The sequence below is a fragment of the Sutterella wadsworthensis genome, from assembly GCF_003315195.1.
Taxonomy (GTDB): Bacteria; Pseudomonadota; Gammaproteobacteria; order Burkholderiales; family Burkholderiaceae_F; genus Sutterella; species Sutterella wadsworthensis.
On record NZ_QNRV01000001.1, the window covers coordinates 51,883 to 70,605 of the forward strand.

At 56.3% G+C, this 18,723-nt stretch carries 15 protein-coding genes; 9 read left to right on the forward strand and 6 right to left on the reverse strand.

The window, feature by feature from the left end; translation table 11 throughout:
- Position 1: 1 nt before the first annotated feature.
- Both hisD and hisG read right to left on the reverse strand, forming a co-directional pair.
- Complete coding sequence (hisD, locus tag DES29_RS00220; protein WP_021995977.1) at positions 2–1,321, reverse strand: histidinol dehydrogenase; 1,320 nt, start codon at positions 1,319–1,321, stop codon at positions 2–4.
- A gap of 5 nt (positions 1,322–1,326) precedes the next feature.
- Complete coding sequence (hisG, locus tag DES29_RS00225; protein ID WP_113854325.1) at positions 1,327–2,226, reverse strand: ATP phosphoribosyltransferase; 900 nt, start codon at positions 2,224–2,226, stop codon at positions 1,327–1,329.
- Positions 2,227–2,378: 152 nt separating this feature from the next.
- Between hisG and DES29_RS00230 the strand changes: the two genes are divergently transcribed.
- The 3 genes from DES29_RS00230 to yddG all read left to right on the forward strand — a co-directional run bounded on the left by DES29_RS00230 (position 2,379) and on the right by yddG (position 5,948).
- Positions 2,379–2,717 carry a hypothetical protein gene (locus DES29_RS00230; protein ID WP_147145829.1) on the forward strand — a complete coding sequence of 113 codons (339 nt, stop codon included), beginning with the start codon at positions 2,379–2,381 and terminating at the stop codon, positions 2,715–2,717.
- A gap of 168 nt (positions 2,718–2,885) precedes the next feature.
- A complete protein-coding gene (locus DES29_RS00235) occupies positions 2,886–4,712 on the forward strand; it encodes an aryl-sulfate sulfotransferase (RefSeq protein ID WP_046446013.1) in 1,827 nt (608 codons plus the stop codon).
- A 258-nt stretch (positions 4,713–4,970) separates the two neighbouring features.
- Positions 4,971–5,948 (forward strand): aromatic amino acid DMT transporter YddG, encoded by a 978-nt coding sequence (gene yddG / locus DES29_RS00240; RefSeq protein WP_046446014.1) that lies wholly within the window; start codon positions 4,971–4,973, stop codon positions 5,946–5,948.
- A gap of 20 nt (positions 5,949–5,968) precedes the next feature.
- On the opposite strand, the gene DES29_RS00245 is transcribed toward yddG, so the two are convergent.
- The gene (locus DES29_RS00245; RefSeq protein ID WP_113854258.1) at positions 5,969–7,594 is read right to left on the reverse strand and encodes a Na/Pi cotransporter family protein; all 1,626 of its coding nucleotides are present in this window, start codon (positions 7,592–7,594) and stop codon (positions 5,969–5,971) included.
- 98 nt (positions 7,595–7,692) lie between these two features.
- Positions 7,693–8,826: a DmpA family aminopeptidase gene (locus DES29_RS00250; RefSeq protein ID WP_021994609.1), complete on the reverse strand. Its 1,134-nt coding sequence runs from the start codon at positions 8,824–8,826 to the stop codon at positions 7,693–7,695.
- 198 nt (positions 8,827–9,024) lie between these two features.
- Between DES29_RS00250 and DES29_RS00255 the strand changes: the two genes are divergently transcribed.
- The 3 genes from DES29_RS00255 (at position 9,025) to DES29_RS00265 (ending at position 12,488) form a co-directional block, all read left to right on the forward strand.
- Positions 9,025–9,534: a hypothetical protein gene (locus DES29_RS00255; RefSeq protein WP_021994610.1), complete on the forward strand. Its 510-nt coding sequence runs from the start codon at positions 9,025–9,027 to the stop codon at positions 9,532–9,534.
- Between the two features lie 338 nt (positions 9,535–9,872).
- Positions 9,873–11,081: a porin gene (locus DES29_RS00260; RefSeq protein WP_021994611.1), complete on the forward strand. Its 1,209-nt coding sequence runs from the start codon at positions 9,873–9,875 to the stop codon at positions 11,079–11,081.
- Between the two features lie 222 nt (positions 11,082–11,303).
- Entirely contained in the window at positions 11,304–12,488 is a 1,185-nt protein-coding gene (locus tag DES29_RS00265) for a porin (protein ID WP_021994612.1), read from the forward strand.
- Between the two features lie 76 nt (positions 12,489–12,564).
- Here the strand turns inward: DES29_RS00265 and DES29_RS00270 are convergent, their stop codons facing one another.
- Positions 12,565–13,284 carry a Crp/Fnr family transcriptional regulator gene (locus tag DES29_RS00270; protein ID WP_021994613.1) on the reverse strand — a complete coding sequence of 240 codons (720 nt, stop codon included), beginning with the start codon at positions 13,282–13,284 and terminating at the stop codon, positions 12,565–12,567.
- A 184-nt stretch (positions 13,285–13,468) separates the two neighbouring features.
- Positions 13,469–15,049: an FAD-dependent oxidoreductase gene (locus DES29_RS00275; protein ID WP_016474154.1), complete on the reverse strand. Its 1,581-nt coding sequence runs from the start codon at positions 15,047–15,049 to the stop codon at positions 13,469–13,471.
- A 461-nt stretch (positions 15,050–15,510) separates the two neighbouring features.
- Here DES29_RS00275 and argC point away from each other — a divergent pair, with 461 nt between their 5' ends.
- From argC to DES29_RS00290, 3 genes are all read left to right on the forward strand, one after another.
- Positions 15,511–16,551: an N-acetyl-gamma-glutamyl-phosphate reductase gene (argC, locus tag DES29_RS00280; protein WP_016474155.1), complete on the forward strand. Its 1,041-nt coding sequence runs from the start codon at positions 15,511–15,513 to the stop codon at positions 16,549–16,551.
- Positions 16,552–16,569: 18 nt separating this feature from the next.
- Complete coding sequence (gene argB, locus DES29_RS00285; RefSeq protein WP_021994614.1) at positions 16,570–17,376, forward strand: acetylglutamate kinase; 807 nt, start codon at positions 16,570–16,572, stop codon at positions 17,374–17,376.
- 502 nt (positions 17,377–17,878) lie between these two features.
- A complete protein-coding gene (locus tag DES29_RS00290) occupies positions 17,879–18,637 on the forward strand; it encodes a GNAT family N-acetyltransferase (RefSeq protein ID WP_021994615.1) in 759 nt (252 codons plus the stop codon).
- The last annotated feature ends 86 nt before the right edge of the window (positions 18,638–18,723 follow it).

Below are 18,723 nucleotides of genomic sequence, written 5' to 3' on the forward strand. Positions count from 1 at the left end.
TTTACCCTCCGATCTTTTTAGAGAGTTTTTCGAGACGAACGAGTACGGCGTTGCGGTGGGCGTCGAGCTGTTCGGCGTGGGCAAGAATGGCAATCGCTTCGCCCAATTCCGAGAACCCCTGCGGCGTCATTTCCTGCACAGTCATGCGCTTGGTGAAGTCGGCGAGCCCCAGACTGGAGTAAGCTGCCGCGCACCCGTAGGTGGGCAGAACGTGATTGGTGCCGGTGGCATAGTCACCGCCCGATTCGGGTGACCAGTCCCCCACGAATACCGAACCGGCATTCTGGACGAACGGCACGAGCTCCCGCGCATTGCGGGTCTGCAGGATGAGGTGTTCGGGTGCGTAGCGGTTAGACACTTCGACGCACTCCTTGAGATCCTTCACCACAATCAGACGGCTGGCAGAAAGGGACTTTTCTGCAATGGCGCGGCGCGGAAGCGTTTCGAGTTCCTTAGCGGCGGCTTGAGCAACCGCCTTGGCAAGGGTCTTGGAGGGCGTGAGCAGCACGACCTGACTGTCCGGCCCGTGTTCGGCCTGAGAGAGCAGATCAGCAGCAACAAAGCGCGGATCGGCTTCAGCATCTGCAATAACGAGAACCTCCGAGGGACCTGCGGGCATATCAATGGCCGCACCGTCCGGACGGCGGCTGACCTGGCGCTTGGCTTCGGTGACGTAGGCGTTGCCCGGTCCGAAGATCTTCGAGACGGAGGGGATCGTTTCGGTGCCGAAAGCCATGGCCGCAATCGCCTGAGCGCCGCCCACCTGATAAATCTCATCAATGCCGCACAGACGAGCCGTTGCGAGAATCGGATCGGCAATCGGAGGCGGCGAGCAGAGAATGACGCGGCTGCAGCCGGCGATCTTGGCCGGAATGCCAAGCATCAGCACTGTGGAAAAGAGCGGTGCCGTGCCGCCCGGAATATAAAGGCCGACGGCGCCGATCGGGCGAGTAACCTGCTGACAAACGACGCCGGGCATGGTTTCGACAGTGACCGTCTCGAGCACTTCAGCGGAGTGAAATTTTTCGATATTTTTGGCCGCGGTTTGAAGTGCTTTGATGAATTCAGGCGAAAGGCGCGAAATGGCAGCGTCGACCTCTGCCTTGCTCACCTTGAAGTTCTTCACTTCCGTGCGGTCGAATTTTGCGCTGAAGTCACGCAGCGCTGCGTCGCCGCGGGACTCGACTTCGTCGAGAATGCCCGACACGACGGCCGTGATTTTGTCGCCGGCCATGACGGCGGGGCGGCGAAGAATGTCGGTGCGTTCGGCTTCCGAAAGCGCATCCCATTCAATGATGTCGCTGAAATTGAAATTCGTCATTTGAGTTACTCCATCATTTTTTCAATCGGCAGAACGAGGATCGAGCTTGCGCCGAGCGCTTTGAGCCCCTCCATCGTTTCCCAGAAAAGACTTTCGCGGCTCACCATGTGGAGCGCGACATGATCGGCTGATCCGGCAAGCGGAAGAATGGTCGGATGTTCAGCGCCCGGCAGCAGCTTCGTAATTTCCGCGAGCTTGGCTTTGGGGGCGTGAAGCATGATGTATTTGCATTCGCGCGCACGGGCAACACCCTGCATGCGTACGAGCAGCCGTTCGACAAGGGCGGCCTTTTCATTGTCAAAAGGCTCGGCCTTGGCAATGAGACAGGCTTTGGAGCGGTACACGACCTCCACTTCCTTCAGACCGTTGGCTTCAAGGGTTGCACCCGTTGAGACGAGATCACAGATGGCGTCGGCAAGGCCGGCTCGAGGAGCCACTTCAACCGAACCCGTCAGCAGACAGGGCTTGAAGGTGAGGCCGCGTTCATCAAAGCAGCGCTTAAGGAGCTGCGGATAGCTCGTCGCGATGCGGCGGCCGTTGAGGCTTTTCAGACCGCCCCAAGTCTCATCCGTCGGAATCGCCACCGACAACCGGCAGCCGCCGAAATCAAACCGCTTGAGCATGCGGAATTTCGGTTCTTCTCCCTGACTTCTGCGGGCGAGTACGGTTTCTTCGAGCACGTTTTCGCCGATGATGCCGAGGTCGACCACGCCGTCCATGACGAGACCGGGAATGTCGTCGTCGCGCACGCGCAGGATCTCAACGGGCATATTTTCCGCTACGGCCAGAAGGCGCTGGGAGTGGAAGCGTACCTTGAGACCGCAGCGTTCAAGAAGGTCCTGCGAGTCGTCGGAAAGTCGCCCGGACTTTTGCATTGCAAGCCTCAGGCGGTTGTTTTCAGTCATTTTCTTCTCTTCTTTCGTGAAATGGGGTGACGGGGAACGGGCTTGGGGAGCGGTCGTCTTCTGCGCCGCACCATCATCGGACATCCAAAGATCCGGCGCAGTGATGAAAAAAGCCTCCGGAGTCCGATGACTTCCGAAGGCTTTGCTGTTTTGTGGAGCTTCATCCTGAGCCGCCGGAAGCATGCATCGATCCTCCCGAACAGCTTGTGCGCCCGAGGGATGCTTTAAGGATGGTGGTGGTGATGGCGGCGGAAGGTGAAGCCGTACACGACAATGCTCCGACAAATGGGAATTTGGTTTACAGCGAAAAGGCGCTGCATGTTCTCTGCGAAATTTATATTTCCGCCGAAGAACTGTCTTCAATCATGCCACGGCCGAGTGCGGTTTGGGAATGCTTCAGGGACGCGTTCGGTGCATCTTCGCTCTGTCGGCGCATGTCAAATGCGTCTAAACAATATCAAAGGGAGTTTTTCCTTAGGCGCAATATCTGAGATGGATCATCATGATGCGGCCGCGAACGCTGAAAATGATTTTCCATTTTTTGCGAAAGAATCCGCGAATACAGGAATAGCGGGGAATTGAGCCTAAGCGCAGTATTTCCTAAGGACTGCGGGTGAGAGCATCCTCCCCCGCGAAACGATACAAAAGAGGAATACATCATGCAGCTTACTAAGCGCGCCTTTCTTCTGTCCGGTGCGGCGCTTGCCGTCTCCGCCGCAAGAGGAGCCTTTGCCATGGGGACGCCGAGCGGTTTCGCTGTCGTCGGTTTTGCCAAGCAGGGTGATCTCGGCGAAGTGATCGTCAACCCGTATAAGATTTCGCCGCTCACAGCCGTCATTAAGAACGGCGGCTACGAACTGCTCACGGCTCATGTCCGTGTGGTGCCTAAGGACGGCGGCCAGGAAATCGCATACGATGTTTCGAAGGCGCAGCTGCTTACGCATGCCGGCATTCCGGTGTTCGGTCTTTATGCCGACTATTCCAACAAGGTTGAAGTCAAGTATTCGTACCGCTTTGACGGCAAAGAGGTCAAGGGTGAACACACCTATACGATCTATTGCGGTCCGCTGCGCGGCATCGAATCAGGGGCTGCCGGCGAAAAGAACCTGATGTTTGACGTAGAGGTGAAGAAGGTCGATCCTGAATTTAAAGATCGTCTCTACTTTGTCAACAACTTCGGCAATGCCCACGGCGCTGATACGCGCGCAGTCTGGAACAATCCGGAAGGCGGCGCTCTCACGTGGAGCTTCATTCCGAAGATTGCCATCATTGACACGACGGGCGCCATTCGCTGGTACCTCGACGCTTCGACGATTTGGGATCCCGAATCGATCTACACCAAGGGCGTCATGATGGGCTTCAAGCAGAACGACGACGGTGCTGTTTCTTGGGGCTACGGTTCGACTTATGTGAAGTACGACATCATGGGCCGCAAGGCTTTCAACCGTCGGCTGCCTGCGGGCTACAGCGACTTCTCGCATTCGCTCGATCCGATGCCCAACGGTCACTATCTGCTTCGCGTTGCATCGGCTGACCTCCGCCGTCTCGATCAGAAGCGCGTCCGCACGGTCCGCGACATGATTATTGAAGTGGATGCCGGCGGCCGTGTGGTCGATGAATGGCGTCTCTTTGATATTCTCGATCCGTACCGCAGCAACGTCATCAAGGCGCTCGACCAGGGTGCTGTCTGCCTGAACATCGATCCGAGCAAGGCCGGTCATACGCTCACGGCAGAAGACCTCGCCAAGCAGGAAACCTCGGCCAACTTCGGCGACTTTGCCGGCACCGGCCCAGGCCGCAACTGGGCGCACGTCAATTCCGTTGACTACGACCCGACCGATGATTCGATCATCATTTCCTCGCGTCACCAGTCCGCGATCATCAAGATCGGCCGCGACAAGAAGGTGAAGTGGATTCTCGGGGCGCCGCGCGGCTGGCGTTCTCCCTGGAAGGAAGCGCTGCTCACGCCGGTCGATGCCCAGGGCAAGCCCCTGAAGTGCGGCGATGCTGAGTGCGGCGACGCATTCGACTGGACGTGGACGCAGCACACGGCTTGGCGTATTGATTCCAAGTCCGACAAGAACGTGATTTGGGTTTCGGTCTTCGACAACGGCGACGCCCGCGGCATGGAACAGCCTGCGCTTCCGGAAATGAAGTATTCGCGCGCTGTCATCTACAAGATCGATCAGGTCAAGCGCACCGTAGAGCAGGTTTGGGAATACGGCAAAGAACGCGGCCACAATTGGTACAGCCCGGTGACGTCGCTCACCGAGTACCAGCCGGACAAGAACTCAGTCTTTGTCTACTCCGCCACGGCCGGCGCCGACTTCGACCTTACCACCGGCGCTATGAAGGGTCTTCCCAACCCGTACATTGACGAGTTCCGCTGGGGCGAAAAAGAACCGGCCGTCGAAATTCAGCTCCACAACACCATGGGCTATCAGGCATGGCCCTTCAGCGTGAAGAAGGCGTTCACCGACAACTAACGTTTCGTTCTGAGCTTTAACGAGAATCCATCCGAATCCGGCGGCAAAACTGCCCGAGAGGATGATCTGCTCCGCCCGAGGTTGGTATTTCTTCGGACGGAGCTTTTTTTCGCTATGGCCGGCGCTAAACTTCCCTTTCACCCTTTAGGCGGCTTCGCTATCCCTCTCATGCTCTGGGATAACGAACCGTCTCAACGGACGGAAGCGGTCTTTGAAGCCGCAGGATAAAAATCACTTGAGGTTTTCATGAGCTCGGCGATGACGACGCAGCGCGCAACATTGATCGGACTTTTGGCTCCGCTTTGCTGGGGGATGGGCGTTTCACTTGTGCGCGGCATTGCCGAAGGCTTTGGACTGGCCCAGGGACAGACGCTTCTGTACACCACCGCTGCGGTATGCCTCTTTTTCGTCATCGGCATTCCGGATCTGCGGACCGTCGACAGGCGATACCTCATTTTTGGTCTGCCGACAGCCAACGCGAGCTCGCTTTGCTTCACGCTCTCTATCTTTTTTTCTGCTGGCGGAACGCAGACGATGGAGGCGGCCATGGTGAACTACCTTTGGCCCGCTCTGACACTCCTTTTTGCCGTGGTCTTTAACGGCGTGCGGTCACGCTGGTGGATTGCGCCCGGTATGGTGCTTGCTTTCTGCGGGATTGTTGAAATTCTCGCCGGCGGGCAAGGCTTTTCACTCGAGGGTTTTATTTCGCGGCTGCTTGAGCATCCGCTGAGCTACATTCTCGCGGTCGGCGCTGCCGTCACTTGGGCGGCTTTTTCCAGCATGACTCGTGCGTGGGGCGGCTCAACCAATCTGGCCTGCCTGATTTTCTGCATCAACGCCAGCATCTACGGTGTGCTGTGGCTTTGCGGCTTCGGCACCCAAATGGTGGGCGAACCTTCGGCACACGGCTGGATCAGCGTCATCCTGGGCGGCATTGCGATGGGCGGCGCATATGCTGCATGGACGCAGGGCATGACCAAAGGGAACATCACGGTGCTGGCAGCGGCCTCCTATTTCACGCCGGTTCTCTCGTGTGTTTTTGCCGTTTTTTGGATTGGCGCCAAACTCGACAGCTCTTTCTGGACGGGGGTCGCTGCTGTCGTTGTCGGCTCACTGCTCTGCTGGGACGCGACGGCGCGCGGAATGAAGCCGCTCTTGGCGCTTGAAGCTCAGGGCCGGACATCCGCAGCAAACCGCATTTGGCTCCATCTAACCGGCCGCGGCAGCAAACGCTGACACAGCTTCCAGAGTGCCTTTCAACTCACGGCAAAGCTTCGGGCGCCGTGAGCGAGAATGCTGTCAACCCGGCGAAAGAGGAGCAGAAGATCGAGATGCAGAGCACTCGTTTCAATGGAAAGGGCGCTCCCCTTATCAACGCGTTCCATGTGGCGTGAGACCAGTTCCGCGGCGTCGCTCGAGGATGCCGCTTCGCCTGAAAGGAGACTGCTTCGAAGCGCATTGATCTCCTGCGGATCACTCGTTGAGAGTATTTGCGCGAGGAGCTCTAGGTGCGCAGATACGACGTGATGCTCTTGTTCGAGTTCCTGCGCACCCTGTGCACTGAAAAAGAGCGAGCGGCGGATTTTTTTCTTCCGCAGCAGATCAACGATATCGTTTGTGACTTCGAGCGAGAATAGCAGTGCATCAGAAACGGCAGAAAGCGACTGCCATTCGATGACGGCCTCTTCCGAAAGGTCGTCACGGATGATGATATTGAGCGCTTTGGAGACGGTGCGGCAGCGGCGGTCCAGGAGCTTTCGACGCTCTTTAAAGGCCAAGAGTTCACCCATCGGCGGATTTTCATAGATAAGCGGAGTGAGTGCATCCCAGTGCTTGCGAAATAGCTCTGCCGTGCGCGCGTTCTCATGACGCACTTGGACAAGTGCCGAGCTGCTCGAAAGGAGATTTTCCTTTGAAAGCAGATGCGTTTCAAAGTCATCTGTTTGGATCGACACGGGTACCAAACGGTCGATCAGCGCGGCTGCCGGATGAATGAAAGAGAGCCCCACAGCACCGATTACAGTGTTGTAGACCACATGAAATAAGATCACGCCGTCTGCCGGATCGCCGAGAGATGCAAAAACGCTGCCCGCAGCCGGAATAAAGTAGAGGATTGCTGCGCCGGCAGCAAAGCCGCCGACCCGAAAGAAGAAATTTCCGAGCGGCGCTTTCCGAGCCGCTTTTGATGCCCCGGCTGTTGCGGCTGCAGCCAAGAGCGCACTGCCGAAATTCGCACCCAATACGACCCAAAGCGCAGCTGAGGCCGGCAGCAGACCGCTCGCAGTGGCAGCCGCCGTCACGGCGACAACGGCTAGGCTGGAGAAAAACAGGACGGCGCAGACGATGCCGACAGCCGCCGCCAGACAGGGATGCTCCGGAAGATGCGCCAAGGTTTCCAGAATGATCGGACTGTCGCGCATCGGCTCGGTTGAGGCCATGATGCTTTGCAGCGCCAGAAGAACGAAGGCAAAACCCAGCAGCATTCGGCCGAACTGGCCTTCGCGCTTTTCCATTCGCCGCAGAAAGAGGAAGGTGCCTGCAATGAGCAGAATGGGAATAAGACTGGAAATGTTCAGTGTCAGAATGCGTGCGGCCAAGGCACTGCCCAGATCGGCGCCGAGAACGGCGGCCAGAGCAGCCGCCGTAGATACCAATCCTCCGGCCTGCAGACTTGCTACGAGAAGTGATGCGGCCGTTGAGCTTTGCAGCAGCATCGCCAGACCCATGCCGGCGGCAAAGCCGGCAAAGCGGTTGGAGAGGCGTGTGGCCAGCCATGAACGAAGCGCCTCACCAAACGTGCGCAATATGCCGGTTTTCACCATGTACGCCCCCCAAACAAGGAGCGCAACGGCGCTGGCGCTGTGCAAAAGGAATGTGTACACCGATCAAAATCCGAGGAAAAAAGGCGCTGCGGGTGCTCCCATTGTAGGACTCGGCCCGTGCCGACATGACTTCTGAGAGCGCTCGGCCGCGGAGACTTCTAGTGCTCGGCAAGAACGCCGGCTTTTCGAAGCATCTGCAGCACTGCCTCGCGCGGCAGCGCGGCGATCCGGCCTCCGTCGTATGCGGCCGTATCGTGAGCGGTAAAAAGCGCATTGAGGATGGCTTCTTCGGTTGATTCTATGGCGGCCATGAAGAGCGGCGTCATATCGTCACTGCGGACTGTGGGGCCGCCTTCGAGCAGGCCGTAAGGGGCTTCATGACGAACCCGCATGGAGGGTGCCGTTGAAAAGGCAAGGGCGAAATCTCCCGATCCGTTGGAGGCAATACCGCCGGTACGGGTCATGCCCATAAATGCCCGTTCGGCCAGACGCTCGAGCGATCGCTGCGTGAGCGGGGCATCCGTTGCTGCGATCATCATGATGGAGCCGTCGGCAGACCCGGCCACGTCTTTGACTCGTTCGGCCCATCCCGCGGGCATGGCTTGCGTGAGAAGCTTTTCATTGCTCCAGCCGCCCAGCTGCCGGCCGACTTCAACGCCCTTTACGGTGAGAAAGCCGCCGAAGTTGGCCTGAACAATGACCCCGACGGTCCAGCCGCCTAAGCTTTCGGGGAGTTTGCGCGATGCGGTGCCGATGCCGGCTTTGAAGCCGAAGGCAACAGTGCCGGTGCCGGCACCGCAGCAGCCTTCTTCAACCGGACCGGATTCCGCCCTGCGCAGCGCTTCAATAACGTGGTCGGGCGAAACGAATCGTGCACGAATGTCGTTGACGCGGCCGTCATTCGTTTCGCCGACAAAGGCGTTGACGCTTTTGACCGCTTCATTGCCGGGCTGCTCGAGCGTCCAGGAGAGAAGTCCGTCAATCCCGGCGGCGACACTGAGCGTGTTGGTGAGAACAATCGGCGTTTCAAGCGTGCCGAGTTCGTTGATCTGAGGAATTCCCGCGGACTTGCCAAAGCCGTTTCCGACAAATACGCCGGCGGGCACTTTTTCCTGAAAAACATTGCCGCCGTGCGGGAGGATGGTCGTCACGCCCGTGTGCATGCCGCAGGCGTCGTCTTCCAAGGTAACTTGGCCGACTTTCACTCCCGGCACATCGGTCACGGCATTGAATTTGCCGGCGGGCAGGATGCCGATATGGATGCCGTAACTGCGGACTCGGTTGTTGGTCATTTGGACAGCTCTTCTTCGAGGTTGATGGTTTGAAGATTCTATTGCCGATACCTTTTTTGCGGTATGGGGAAGTCGGTGTTGTCTGCATGCGTCGAGAACCGACGCGATGCCATGGATGATGTTTTCAAAATAGTGTGAAAACAAATCATTGTTTGAAAACGACAGGAATCCTTTTGTTAAGAAAGAGGAGATTTTTGAATGACCAATAAGATTAGCCGTGCATCTCACACTGTTCGTGCTTTTAATGTCGGCACGCTGGGCGACTGCAGCGCGTGGGACGACAATCTTGATGCGGCTCCATTGGAGTGGCTGCCTGCAGAGGAAGCGCCCAGTTTCATGTCCGGCACGGGCAGCGATGAGGTCTGCGAAAGCGGCATCGGTTTTGCTCGAGAGCGAGAGGGCTGCTGCATGTGCTCTTTTGGATTTGATGCCGTGGGAGTTCGCAGCGGTGATTCGGAGCTCCTCGAAAGCATGAGGGATCGAAATGTGCGCCATGCTTCGGGCGAGATCGATGTGTGGAAATCCTCTGTCGGAAATGATGAGCTGGATTCCGACAAGCAAAGTTTTTGGGTTCAAAACGGCATAGGCCGGCGGTTTTTGAGTCCCGATGTCTTTTCCGACGGTCTTTATACAGGCGGCGAATCTTTCTGGAGCCGCCTTTCGGGGAGTTCTGCGCAGTGGCTGCGTAAATTTGGTTTTTATAAGTAATAAACAGCCGGCTACTTTATCAATCCTGTGTTTGCCTTGTCGTTTTTTCTTAATGCAGAGATCTGATTGGAATCTTCCTTTCCATCGAAATCAGTGAACGGTTTGGTTATCCATAACCTTCTGGTCACAATGAGAATAGACAGTTCCAATTTCTGTGCAGAAGCGAAATCTACTTCTAATGGATTAGACCTAAAGATCTATCTACGCTAGTCCACGGTGCCTGACGAAATTTTCAAACATCTTCACAAACCTCACTGATCCGATCCATCGGGCAGAGAAGATGCCGAAGTCCCATTCGAACAGGCGAACAACACCGAAAAAGGACAAAGGAGACCTTTATGCCCGATCACAACGCTCATGGAGTCGGTTTCAAACGGATGCGCATGGCAGGGCTGCTGCCTGCGGCTGCACTCATTCTTGCCGTCTTTGCGTCTTCAGCGGTGAGTGCTGCAGAAGTCAAACTTGCCGGCGCTGTCGTTTCCGGTCTTTTCTATTCCAAGGCAGAAAGCGCAGAGCATTCGAATCTGGTTCTCGCGGGTGTCGGTGAGGCACCGGACGATACGTGTTTCAAAATTCTTGGAAGAGAGGATTTAGGGAACGGCTATTACGTTCGGTTTAATCTCACGAGCAATGTAACGTCTGATACCGGCTCATTTTCCGGGCACAACGGCCTCTTCAGCTCCACATACATGTCGTTTGGCAATCAGCAGTTTGAAGTCACTGCCGGCCGTATGTCCGGGCTTACCGTTTCCGGTGATCCGTATTCGGTCTATGCTGCGACGCATGCCAACATGACTTACGCCCAGCTTGCTGGGATTGCGCCGGCAAACATTACTTTCCAAGCCGGTGCGCTCACTAATGCGCTTGCATTTACAACGCATGGCAGTCGATTTGTCCTGCGCGGTGTTTATTCAAATGGTGATTCAAACATCGGCGACAGCGGAGACACGGAAGCGACTGAAGACTGGTCCGACCGCCGCCATGTGGCGCAGCTCGGCGCCATGTGGCTTGGCGACAAACTCAAGACCGCGGTGGTTTATTCGTTTGAAATGCCCGGACAATTGGCCAATGCAGACGGTTCCCGCGATGTTCGGCGCAAAAACACGCATGCGCTTCATTTAATCGGGAGCTGGCATTTCGCCGGCAAGCAGGGGCCCGGCATCGCCGGCATCCTTTATGCAAGCCGCAACGAGTGGCGTATTGGCGCTGTGCCCGATCTCTCTACATTTGTGGGTGACGGCCGTATCGGAAGCAGTCAGGAGGGTCTTGACAATGTTGCGGTCCATGTCAGTGCGAAATATCCCGTTGGCCGTCATCTCTTTACCGCCGCGGCCGGTTACCTGCATTCCAAATGGAACGGAGAATCTACGAAGAGCGGCTATACCGAAGGTTCCATGGTGATGGGCGGCGTGGTTTATTACTACAGCCTTTCGAAAAGCACGAGGTGCTATGCCGCGGCAAGCTGGGCTGACGGCCGCAAGCTCCTTGACGCCGCACCGCGACTGAACCGAGTCATGGGAACGGTCGGTTTGATGAAGTATTTCTAATTCATATAAATCGAAATCATCACGGTTAAGCTAGCCATTGTTATGTTTACAGAAAAGATTTCTTTCGTAAACGGTTGGACAGCCTTAACTAGTGCTAATGGATTAGTTTCAAAACTGTAACTACTCTTCTTCAAAGCACAACGCGCTGTCTCTGAATCTGCAGGACCAGAAGGCAGATTCAGGCGCGCGTTGATGCTGCCTATGTAAGAAGGAGCTCTCTCAATGCAATATAACCATCATCGTTCGCACGCCTGCACTTTGCTTTGCACTGCCTTGGCACTAGCTTTCGGATGCGCAGCCGCGCACGCTGCGGATGTCAAAATTTCCGGCAGCGTCATCACCGGTCTCTATTTCAATAAAGTTGAAGGCGCTGATAACGGCAGCCTCAAAATGGGCGGTATGGGTGAATTGCCTGATGATCCGCATTTGATGCTGACTGCGCGAGAAGACCTTGGCAACGGTTGGTACACGGGCGCTCAGCTGCAGAACAGGTTCTATCCGGATTCCGGTACCTTCCGCTCCAATGGGTATTTGTTTGATGCCCAGTCTCGCCTTTTCGTCGGCAACGATCAGATTGAATTTTCATTCGGCCGTATGGCTGGTTTGACTGTGGCCGGCCGCCCGTATTCTGTTTACGGTAAGACGAATGCCAACATGACATTCGCCTCACTCGGCGGAATTGCACCGGCCAATATCATGTTCCAGCCGGGTGATCTTTCCAATGCGATCGCCTTCTCAACCAATGCTCAGTCGGGTCTCTTCGTCCGCGGCGTTTATTCAAACGGCGACTCGGTCAATGGTACGGATACGGAAACAACCGACGACTGGTCTGACCGTCGTCACATTGCTCAGTTCAGTACAGGCTGGACGGGCGATCATCTGAAAACCGCCGTGGTGTATTCCTTTGAAATGCCGGGGAACGTCAAGAATGCAGACGGCACTCGTCCAGAGGCATTGCGCAAGAAGAATACGCATGCCGTGCATTTGATCGCCAGCTACGATTTCGGCGGACCGGCAGTTTCGGGCATTCTGTATGCCAGTCAAAACGAGTGGCGCATCGGCCCGGTGGGGGATTTGTCAGCAATCGTCGGCGGCAATGATGTTGTCAGCAATAGCGAAGAAGGTCTGGACAACCTGGCAGTCTTTATGAGTGCTAAATATCCTATTGGTCAGCACACGATCAGCGGTTCGGTCGGCTTCCTGAAGAGCAAGTGGAAGGGCGCTGAAACGTCAGTAGGGCATGATGAAGGCACCATGACGATGGCCGGTCTGGTTTACTACTACAACTTCTCAAAGCGCACAAACTTCTATGGCGCAGCGAGCTGGTCTGACGGCAAGAAGCTGCTCGACGGCGTCGACCGCTTTAACCAGGTGCTGACGGCCGTGGGGCTCATGCACCGCTTCTGATCATCCTTCCTCCAGCCTGCATGACCAAAAGCTCTGCAGGCTTGGAGCTGTCGGCAATCTTCGGACTGCGGGGGGACTAGATCGCAAGTGAGCTTTCAAAAGCGGCTTTAAAATTCGGCAGCACTATGATTTTGCGGCCGCTGCGCTCAATCAAGCCTCGCTTGATCCAATCGGAGAGCAGTCGATTGACGACGGCTCGGGTGGCATGAACCATCAGGGCCAATTCGTCTACTGTCGGCTCAATCGGAAGCAGCCCGGCAGAGCTCTCTTCTCCGCCAATGGCCAGAAGCGAGAGAAACAGTCTTGCCAGACGCACAGGAACGGGATCGAGACCGTTGACGAGCAGTCCGTCGAGCTGCGCTTCGTGATTCCATGCCAGTGTGCGCAGGTATTCGAGCTCTATGCCGGGGTGATCGGCTAAGAAGCGTCTGAACTGCAAAGCATCTCTGCGCCGCAGACGTACGGGAGAAAGTGTGCGGATGGTGAGCTCCAGCGGCCGCTTATGGAGCAGGGCTTTGGGGCCTCCGAGAATGGTTCGGGGCACAAATAAGGCAGTCATGCGCGGACCGCGAGTGCGCGGTGCACAGGTGGCGAGTATGCCTTGATCAATCCAATATACAAAGGATTCTCTCCCAAAAGCATGATCGATGTGCGCAGGAAGTTCGACCACAGGCGCATCCACAAAAAGTTTTTCGAGCAGCGGCGGGTCGGGATGAAAGCGCCACGGACATTTGGAGTACAAAATCCCCGGCTCGAGGAGCGGAATGAGTTCTTTGGGCATGCGCGGTTTGTTCATCCAATGGATGTTCTGCAGTGGGGACTCAAAAAAATGAAGCCGAGCGGACTGCTTGGTCTTATGCGGATTGACTTTACCTGAAAACAGCCGCCCGAAGCGCGTGAGCGCGGCGGGCGGCGTTTGCCGCAGCGGCAGGCTGATGCGCCTGTGATCTGCGGCGATGCGGAAGGCTGATGCGGGCTGCTCAGACGCGGCCAGCCTCAATGGCCTTAATGGCGTTCTCAGCGGCGACGCGGCCGGAAGTCATGGCAAAGGACGAGGCAGAGCCTTCGCAGCGAAGGTCGTAAGACGAATCATAGAGGCCGCCGATATCCTGTCCAACAACATAAAGGTTCGGGATGACGTTGCCCTGCGGATTCTTGGCTTCGAACTGCGGCGTCACCGTAACGCCGCCCAACGTCAGGAAGAAGCAGCGCACGCCTTTGAGGGCGTAGTAGGGACCTTTATTCAGGTTGAACGCCCGCAGATGCTCGGGCTTGCGGCTGAATTCTTCATCAACGCCGGTTTTCGCGAATTCGTTGACGCGCTTCATGCTCGACTCAAGATTCTCTGGCGGCACGCCGATTTGCTGGGCAAGCTCTTTGACGGTATCTGCCTTGAAGGCCCAGCCGCGCTCATAGCCCATTTCTAGCGTCTTCGGCAGCGCCTTAAGCGGTACGCCGGCCAGCACGATGGCGTTGAAAGGCAGTACGGCACCCTTGTTAATCAGATCATCGATCATGGATTGGTCGAAGATCGTGTAGAGCACGCCGCCCGCGCTCGTCATGGCATTGTAGACGTCGACAAACACGGCGCCGCGCGACTCATTGAAGAAGCGCTTGCCTTCATGATTGACCCAGAGCCACGGCTGAGCCAGTGCGCAGCGGCCTTGTTTAAGTTCGTCGGGGCCCGAGAACTGGTTGATCGGCGGAACGTCCGGAAGATACGGTGCATTGCCGGCAACGGCGTGCATGCCGGCAACGTTGGCGCCGACCAAGCGAGCCATCGTGATGCCGTCGCCGGTGCGTCCGTCCACTACCGGCCCGCGGAGCCAAATTGGTTCGACCATGCCGAGCGCCGAGGAGTCCGTCACGTTCTGTGCGAGCATTTCCTTATTGGCAGCAAAGCCGCCGGTGGCGATGATCACCTTCTTGGCATGCAGAATAATGGTGTTGCCCTTGGCATCTCTGGCTTCAACACCAGTGACCTTGCCGTTGTTCATGATGAGACGCTGCGCTGAGGTTTGCGTACGGAGTTCGCCGCCGCCCTGACGAATGCTCTTCACAAAGAGTTCGATTACCTTGGCCGCGCCGCCGACAAACAAGTGCCATGTCATGAGCGATTCGTGCTTGTCGTACATGGTGCGGATGCCGCGGAACTCAATGCCCATGTCCTGAATTTCGTCAATCGTTTGACGGGACTCTTCAATCAGCACACGAAGGACGGCCGGATCACAGCGATAGTGGTGGAACTGCAAAGCCGCGTCGAGCACCTGCTGCACGGTCGTCTTAATACCGTGCTCCTTCTGGTAGCGCGTGCCGACGCCGAGCGACCCCTCCGGGAACAGCCCGGCGCCGCCGAGGAACGCTTCTTTTTCAAGCACGATCGGTTTCACGCCTTTCTTAACGGCAGCATTCGCGGCGGCAAGGCCTGCAAGGCCGCCGCCCACGATGACAAGGTCGACCTTCTTTTCAACGACGGCAGCCTGAACGATGGCCGGTGCTGCTGCAAAAGCAGCGGCAGCGGCCGTAGAGCCGAGAAATTGGCGGCGATTGAACTTAGGCATATGAATCTCCTTGTTTCAGAAGCCGACAGCGGCTTCTTGAATTTCAGTCTGCAGTCCCATGGGTTTAGTTTCGCGTTTGAGACTGCAAGTTCGGAAAAGATTAGATTTGGAGAGCCTTTTCGTCTGTGCGCCAGCGCACAATGCATCGTTTGTTTTTTTAAGGATTAACGCTATCTCTTCATATGTTTACCAATGTTGTACGGCGTTTAGAAACACGTTGACCAAGCGCAGTCTTTGCCGCTCTGGCCCGAGGTTAAAAGGCTGCGGAGACCTTGAATAAAGCGGTGAAATCATCGACGGACCGCTGAGGATGCCGATGCAATCAGCGAGGTCTCCGAAATCCATCAAGAACTCTGGGCAAAAGGCCTGAGGACGAGTGCGGCAAGATGATCGACATTTGTCAAACTCCCCTCCAAACACTTCGGCCGCACCGGCCAGCATCTAAAGAGGACAAACTTGAGATGACAGCAGCAAGAAAAATCCGAGCGGCCGTGGTCGGCGCGAGCGGCTATGCAGGATCAGAATTGACGAGATTCCTGCTTGCGCACCCGGCGGTTGAACTGACGCATCTTTATGTTTCGGCCGCGAGCAGCGACGCCGGCAGGGCGATTGCAGAAATTGACGGCCGTCTTTTTGGCCGCACACAGCTCGTGCTGGAACCCATGACGGATCCGGCTGCTGCGGCGCAGGGGCTTGATGCTGTCTTTTTGGCTACCGAACACATTGTGAGTGCGGCCCTGGCGCCGATATTTGCTGCTCAAGGCGCAGTGGTCTTTGATCTTTCCGGTGCCTATCGACTGCCGAATGCATCGGATTATCCGAAGTTTTATGGGTTTGAGCATGAGCATCCTGAACTGCTTGATCGGGCGGTTTATGCCCTTGGGGAATTTGTCGACCGCGGCAAGCTTCGCGCAGCCCGGATCGTTTCTCTTCCCGGGTGCTATCCAACGGCATCGCAGCTCGCGCTTAAGCCCTTGATTGATGCGGGTCTGCTTGCCGCTGACTTTAAACCTGTGATCGATGCTGTTTCTGGTGTTTCCGGTGCGGGCCGCAAAGCCAAGATCGGGAATGCCTTTTGTGAAGTGAGTCTTTCGGCTTACGGGGTCTTTACGCATCGTCATCGGCCTGAAATCGAAGCGCATTTAGGGCGCCCGGTCATCTTTACGCCGCACCTGGGGCCCTTTAAGCGCGGAATCCTTGCCACGATCACCGTGAAGCTTGCGCCGGGACTCGGTGATCAGTCTCAAGCGCGTGAAAAGATTCAGCAGGCTTATGAGAGCGCTTATGCGGCATGTCCTTTGGTTCGTCTGCGTCCGGCGCTTCCCAAGCTCGATGATGTGGTGAATCTGCCATTTTGTGACATCGGCTTCAGCGTGGATGAGGAAGCCGGCTACGCTGTTGTGGTCTCGGCTATCGACAATCTGATTAAAGGAGCTGCCGGACAGGCGGTGCAGGTGATGAATCTGCGCTTTGGTTTTCCTGAAACGAAGGGACTGCTTTGACTTCGGGGGAAGAGCGCAATGACAAAACCATTCAAAGCTGATGTGCTTGTGGTGAAGCTTTCCGGCAAGGCTTTGACAGCGGATAAAGCGCTTGACGCGCTTTTTACGGCACTGGCCGGTTCAGCCGCAAGCGCAGAGCGTACGAGAGTCGTATTGGTGCATGGGGGAGGCGTTGAGGTGGACGCACTCATGCGCGGCCTTGGCCGCCCAATCGACAGGATCGAGGGACTGCGTGTGAGTCCTGCCGAAGACATGCCGGTTATTGCCGGCGCCTTGGCCGGCACCTGCAGCCTGAAGCTGCGCGGAGCTGCGCAAAGGGCGGGGCTGATGCCTCTCGGACTCTGCGCTACCGATGCAGGCATCGGCCGGGTCGTGCCGGCGGACCCGCGTTTAGGACGCGTCGGCGTGATTGAGCCCGGAGACTCTGCCGCAAAACGCCGTCTCCAAGCGCTGCTCGATGCCGGCTTTACGCCGGTTATTTCGTCCGTCGGCATGGATGCTGCCGGGGCGCTCTGGAACATTAATGCCGACGATGCGGCGGTGGCATCAGCTGCGCTCTTGGGTGCGCCGCTCATTTTTCTCTCGGATGTTCCCGGCGTGCTCGATGCCAATAAACATCTCTTTGAACAGTTGAATGAGGAGCAGGCAGAGACGCTTATTGCCGAAGGCGTGATTTCCGGCGGCATGACGGTCAAGGTGCGCGCCGCATTCCGTGCTGCGGCCATGACAGGCAAACCGGTGGCTGCAGCCTCTGTCTTTGATCCGATGCTGCCCAATAAACTTGCATCTGGACAATTGCCGGGGACCACATTCACGCTTGAGTGAATCCGACGGTGAACTGTCAGCGCAGTTCAAATGTGAATTTATTGCCCGTCTTTCGTTATTTGTCGACTATTGTGCTGGGTGAAGTCGAACAAATCGACTAAAGTCGGGCATTTCTTTGAGGTCTTTTCGTTTTGTTGTGCGTGTTGCATGAGATTGATTTTCACAATCTCAACTCGACGATTTTGGATGCTGTAGCGCATTGATATTTATATAAAATATTTCAATGAAAAGTATTTTGCAAAAATCCGCCGACTGATTTTCTATTTTTTGGTCTGCATCAACTCAAGCTAGGCAAATGCGCCTAATACCAAAAAATGAAATTCATAAAATGAACGAACTTGAAGCCCAAGGAAAGCACCCCAACGTTTAACCGTTGATTCCTTGAGGCGCTGCAGGTCTGCAGGCGTCCGTTTGGGCGCGGCTTCAGTCAAAGACATTTTTCCCCAACAAAATTCGTCAACTCTCCTGTCACTGAAAACAGGAAGTCTTCTGAGGCAATTTGATGAACAACGCTAGCGCACAGCAAAAGATTTTTCCGTTGGTGCCAGAACATGCCGCTTCCGACATGAGCGCTGTGCTCCACATGATCCCGGCTGAAAAGGCCGGGGTACTGCCGCCCTTGGGCGTCAAGCTCCCCGACGATGTCGCGGCGAGTTTCCGCGGTACGCCTTTCGCCGACCTTTATGAGGAGGCGCTCAATCTCCTGAGAAGCCGCAACATCACGGCCGATGAGCTGCGCTATCTTTCGCGTGCGCTCACGCAGCTGCTCGCCAAGCGGACGACAGGCGAAGCCGCAGCGGTGAGCCCGTTTTACATTCGTCAGGCTCGTCTTTCCGACGTTGATGCCTTGGAGGGACTCGTCAAATATTGGGCCAAACAGGGCGAAAACCTTCCGCGCAAACGGGCAGACATCATCCGCAACATCGACTCGTTTGCCATTTGCGAACGTGACGGCCGTCTTGTCGGCTGTGCCAGTCTTTTCGTTTATGACTCGGGACTCGCTGAAATCCGTTCGCTCGGCGTTGCCCCCGACATTCAGCGTCAGGGACAAGGGCGTGCGATTGTTGAATATCTGCTCGAAAGAGCCCGCCGGCTCGATATCGACAAAGTTTTCGTGCTGACCCGCAACCCGAAATTCTTCGAACGCGTGGGTTTCTCGCTCACCAAAATCGACGCACTTCCTGAGAAGATCCTAAAGGACTGCGAGAATTGTCCCAAGCGCGCGCGGTGCGACGAGCTTGCCTACGAATACAATTTCTAAACTTGCCTTAAGCGCGAAGAGCTTGACGGCGCTGCCGTCTGTAAGGCTCTGAGCCTGCAAAACCATTCAATCGCAAAGGAATAAAT

What these genes read in the sequence shown, in the direction of transcription:
- hisD (WP_021995977.1), bottom strand. Translation starts at nt 1,321, where the DNA reads ATGACGAATTTCAATTTCAGCGACATCATTGAATGGGATGCGCTTTCG.
- hisG (WP_113854325.1), bottom strand. Translation starts at nt 2,226, where the DNA reads ATGACTGAAAACAACCGCCTGAGGCTTGCAATGCAAAAGTCCGGGCGA.
- DES29_RS00235 (WP_046446013.1), top strand. Translation starts at nt 2,886, where the DNA reads ATGCAGCTTACTAAGCGCGCCTTTCTTCTGTCCGGTGCGGCGCTTGCC.
- yddG (WP_046446014.1), top strand. Translation starts at nt 4,971, where the DNA reads ATGACGACGCAGCGCGCAACATTGATCGGACTTTTGGCTCCGCTTTGC.
- DES29_RS00250 (WP_021994609.1), bottom strand. Translation starts at nt 8,826, where the DNA reads ATGACCAACAACCGAGTCCGCAGTTACGGCATCCATATCGGCATCCTG.
- DES29_RS00255 (WP_021994610.1), top strand. Translation starts at nt 9,025, where the DNA reads ATGACCAATAAGATTAGCCGTGCATCTCACACTGTTCGTGCTTTTAAT.
- DES29_RS00260 (WP_021994611.1), top strand. Translation starts at nt 9,873, where the DNA reads ATGCCCGATCACAACGCTCATGGAGTCGGTTTCAAACGGATGCGCATG.
- DES29_RS00265 (WP_021994612.1), top strand. Translation starts at nt 11,304, where the DNA reads ATGCAATATAACCATCATCGTTCGCACGCCTGCACTTTGCTTTGCACT.
- DES29_RS00270 (WP_021994613.1), bottom strand. Translation starts at nt 13,284, where the DNA reads ATGAACAAACCGCGCATGCCCAAAGAACTCATTCCGCTCCTCGAGCCG.
- DES29_RS00275 (WP_016474154.1), bottom strand. Translation starts at nt 15,049, where the DNA reads ATGCCTAAGTTCAATCGCCGCCAATTTCTCGGCTCTACGGCCGCTGCC.
- argC (WP_016474155.1), top strand. Translation starts at nt 15,511, where the DNA reads ATGACAGCAGCAAGAAAAATCCGAGCGGCCGTGGTCGGCGCGAGCGGC.
- argB (WP_021994614.1), top strand. Translation starts at nt 16,570, where the DNA reads ATGACAAAACCATTCAAAGCTGATGTGCTTGTGGTGAAGCTTTCCGGC.
- DES29_RS00290 (WP_021994615.1), top strand. Translation starts at nt 17,879, where the DNA reads ATGAACAACGCTAGCGCACAGCAAAAGATTTTTCCGTTGGTGCCAGAA.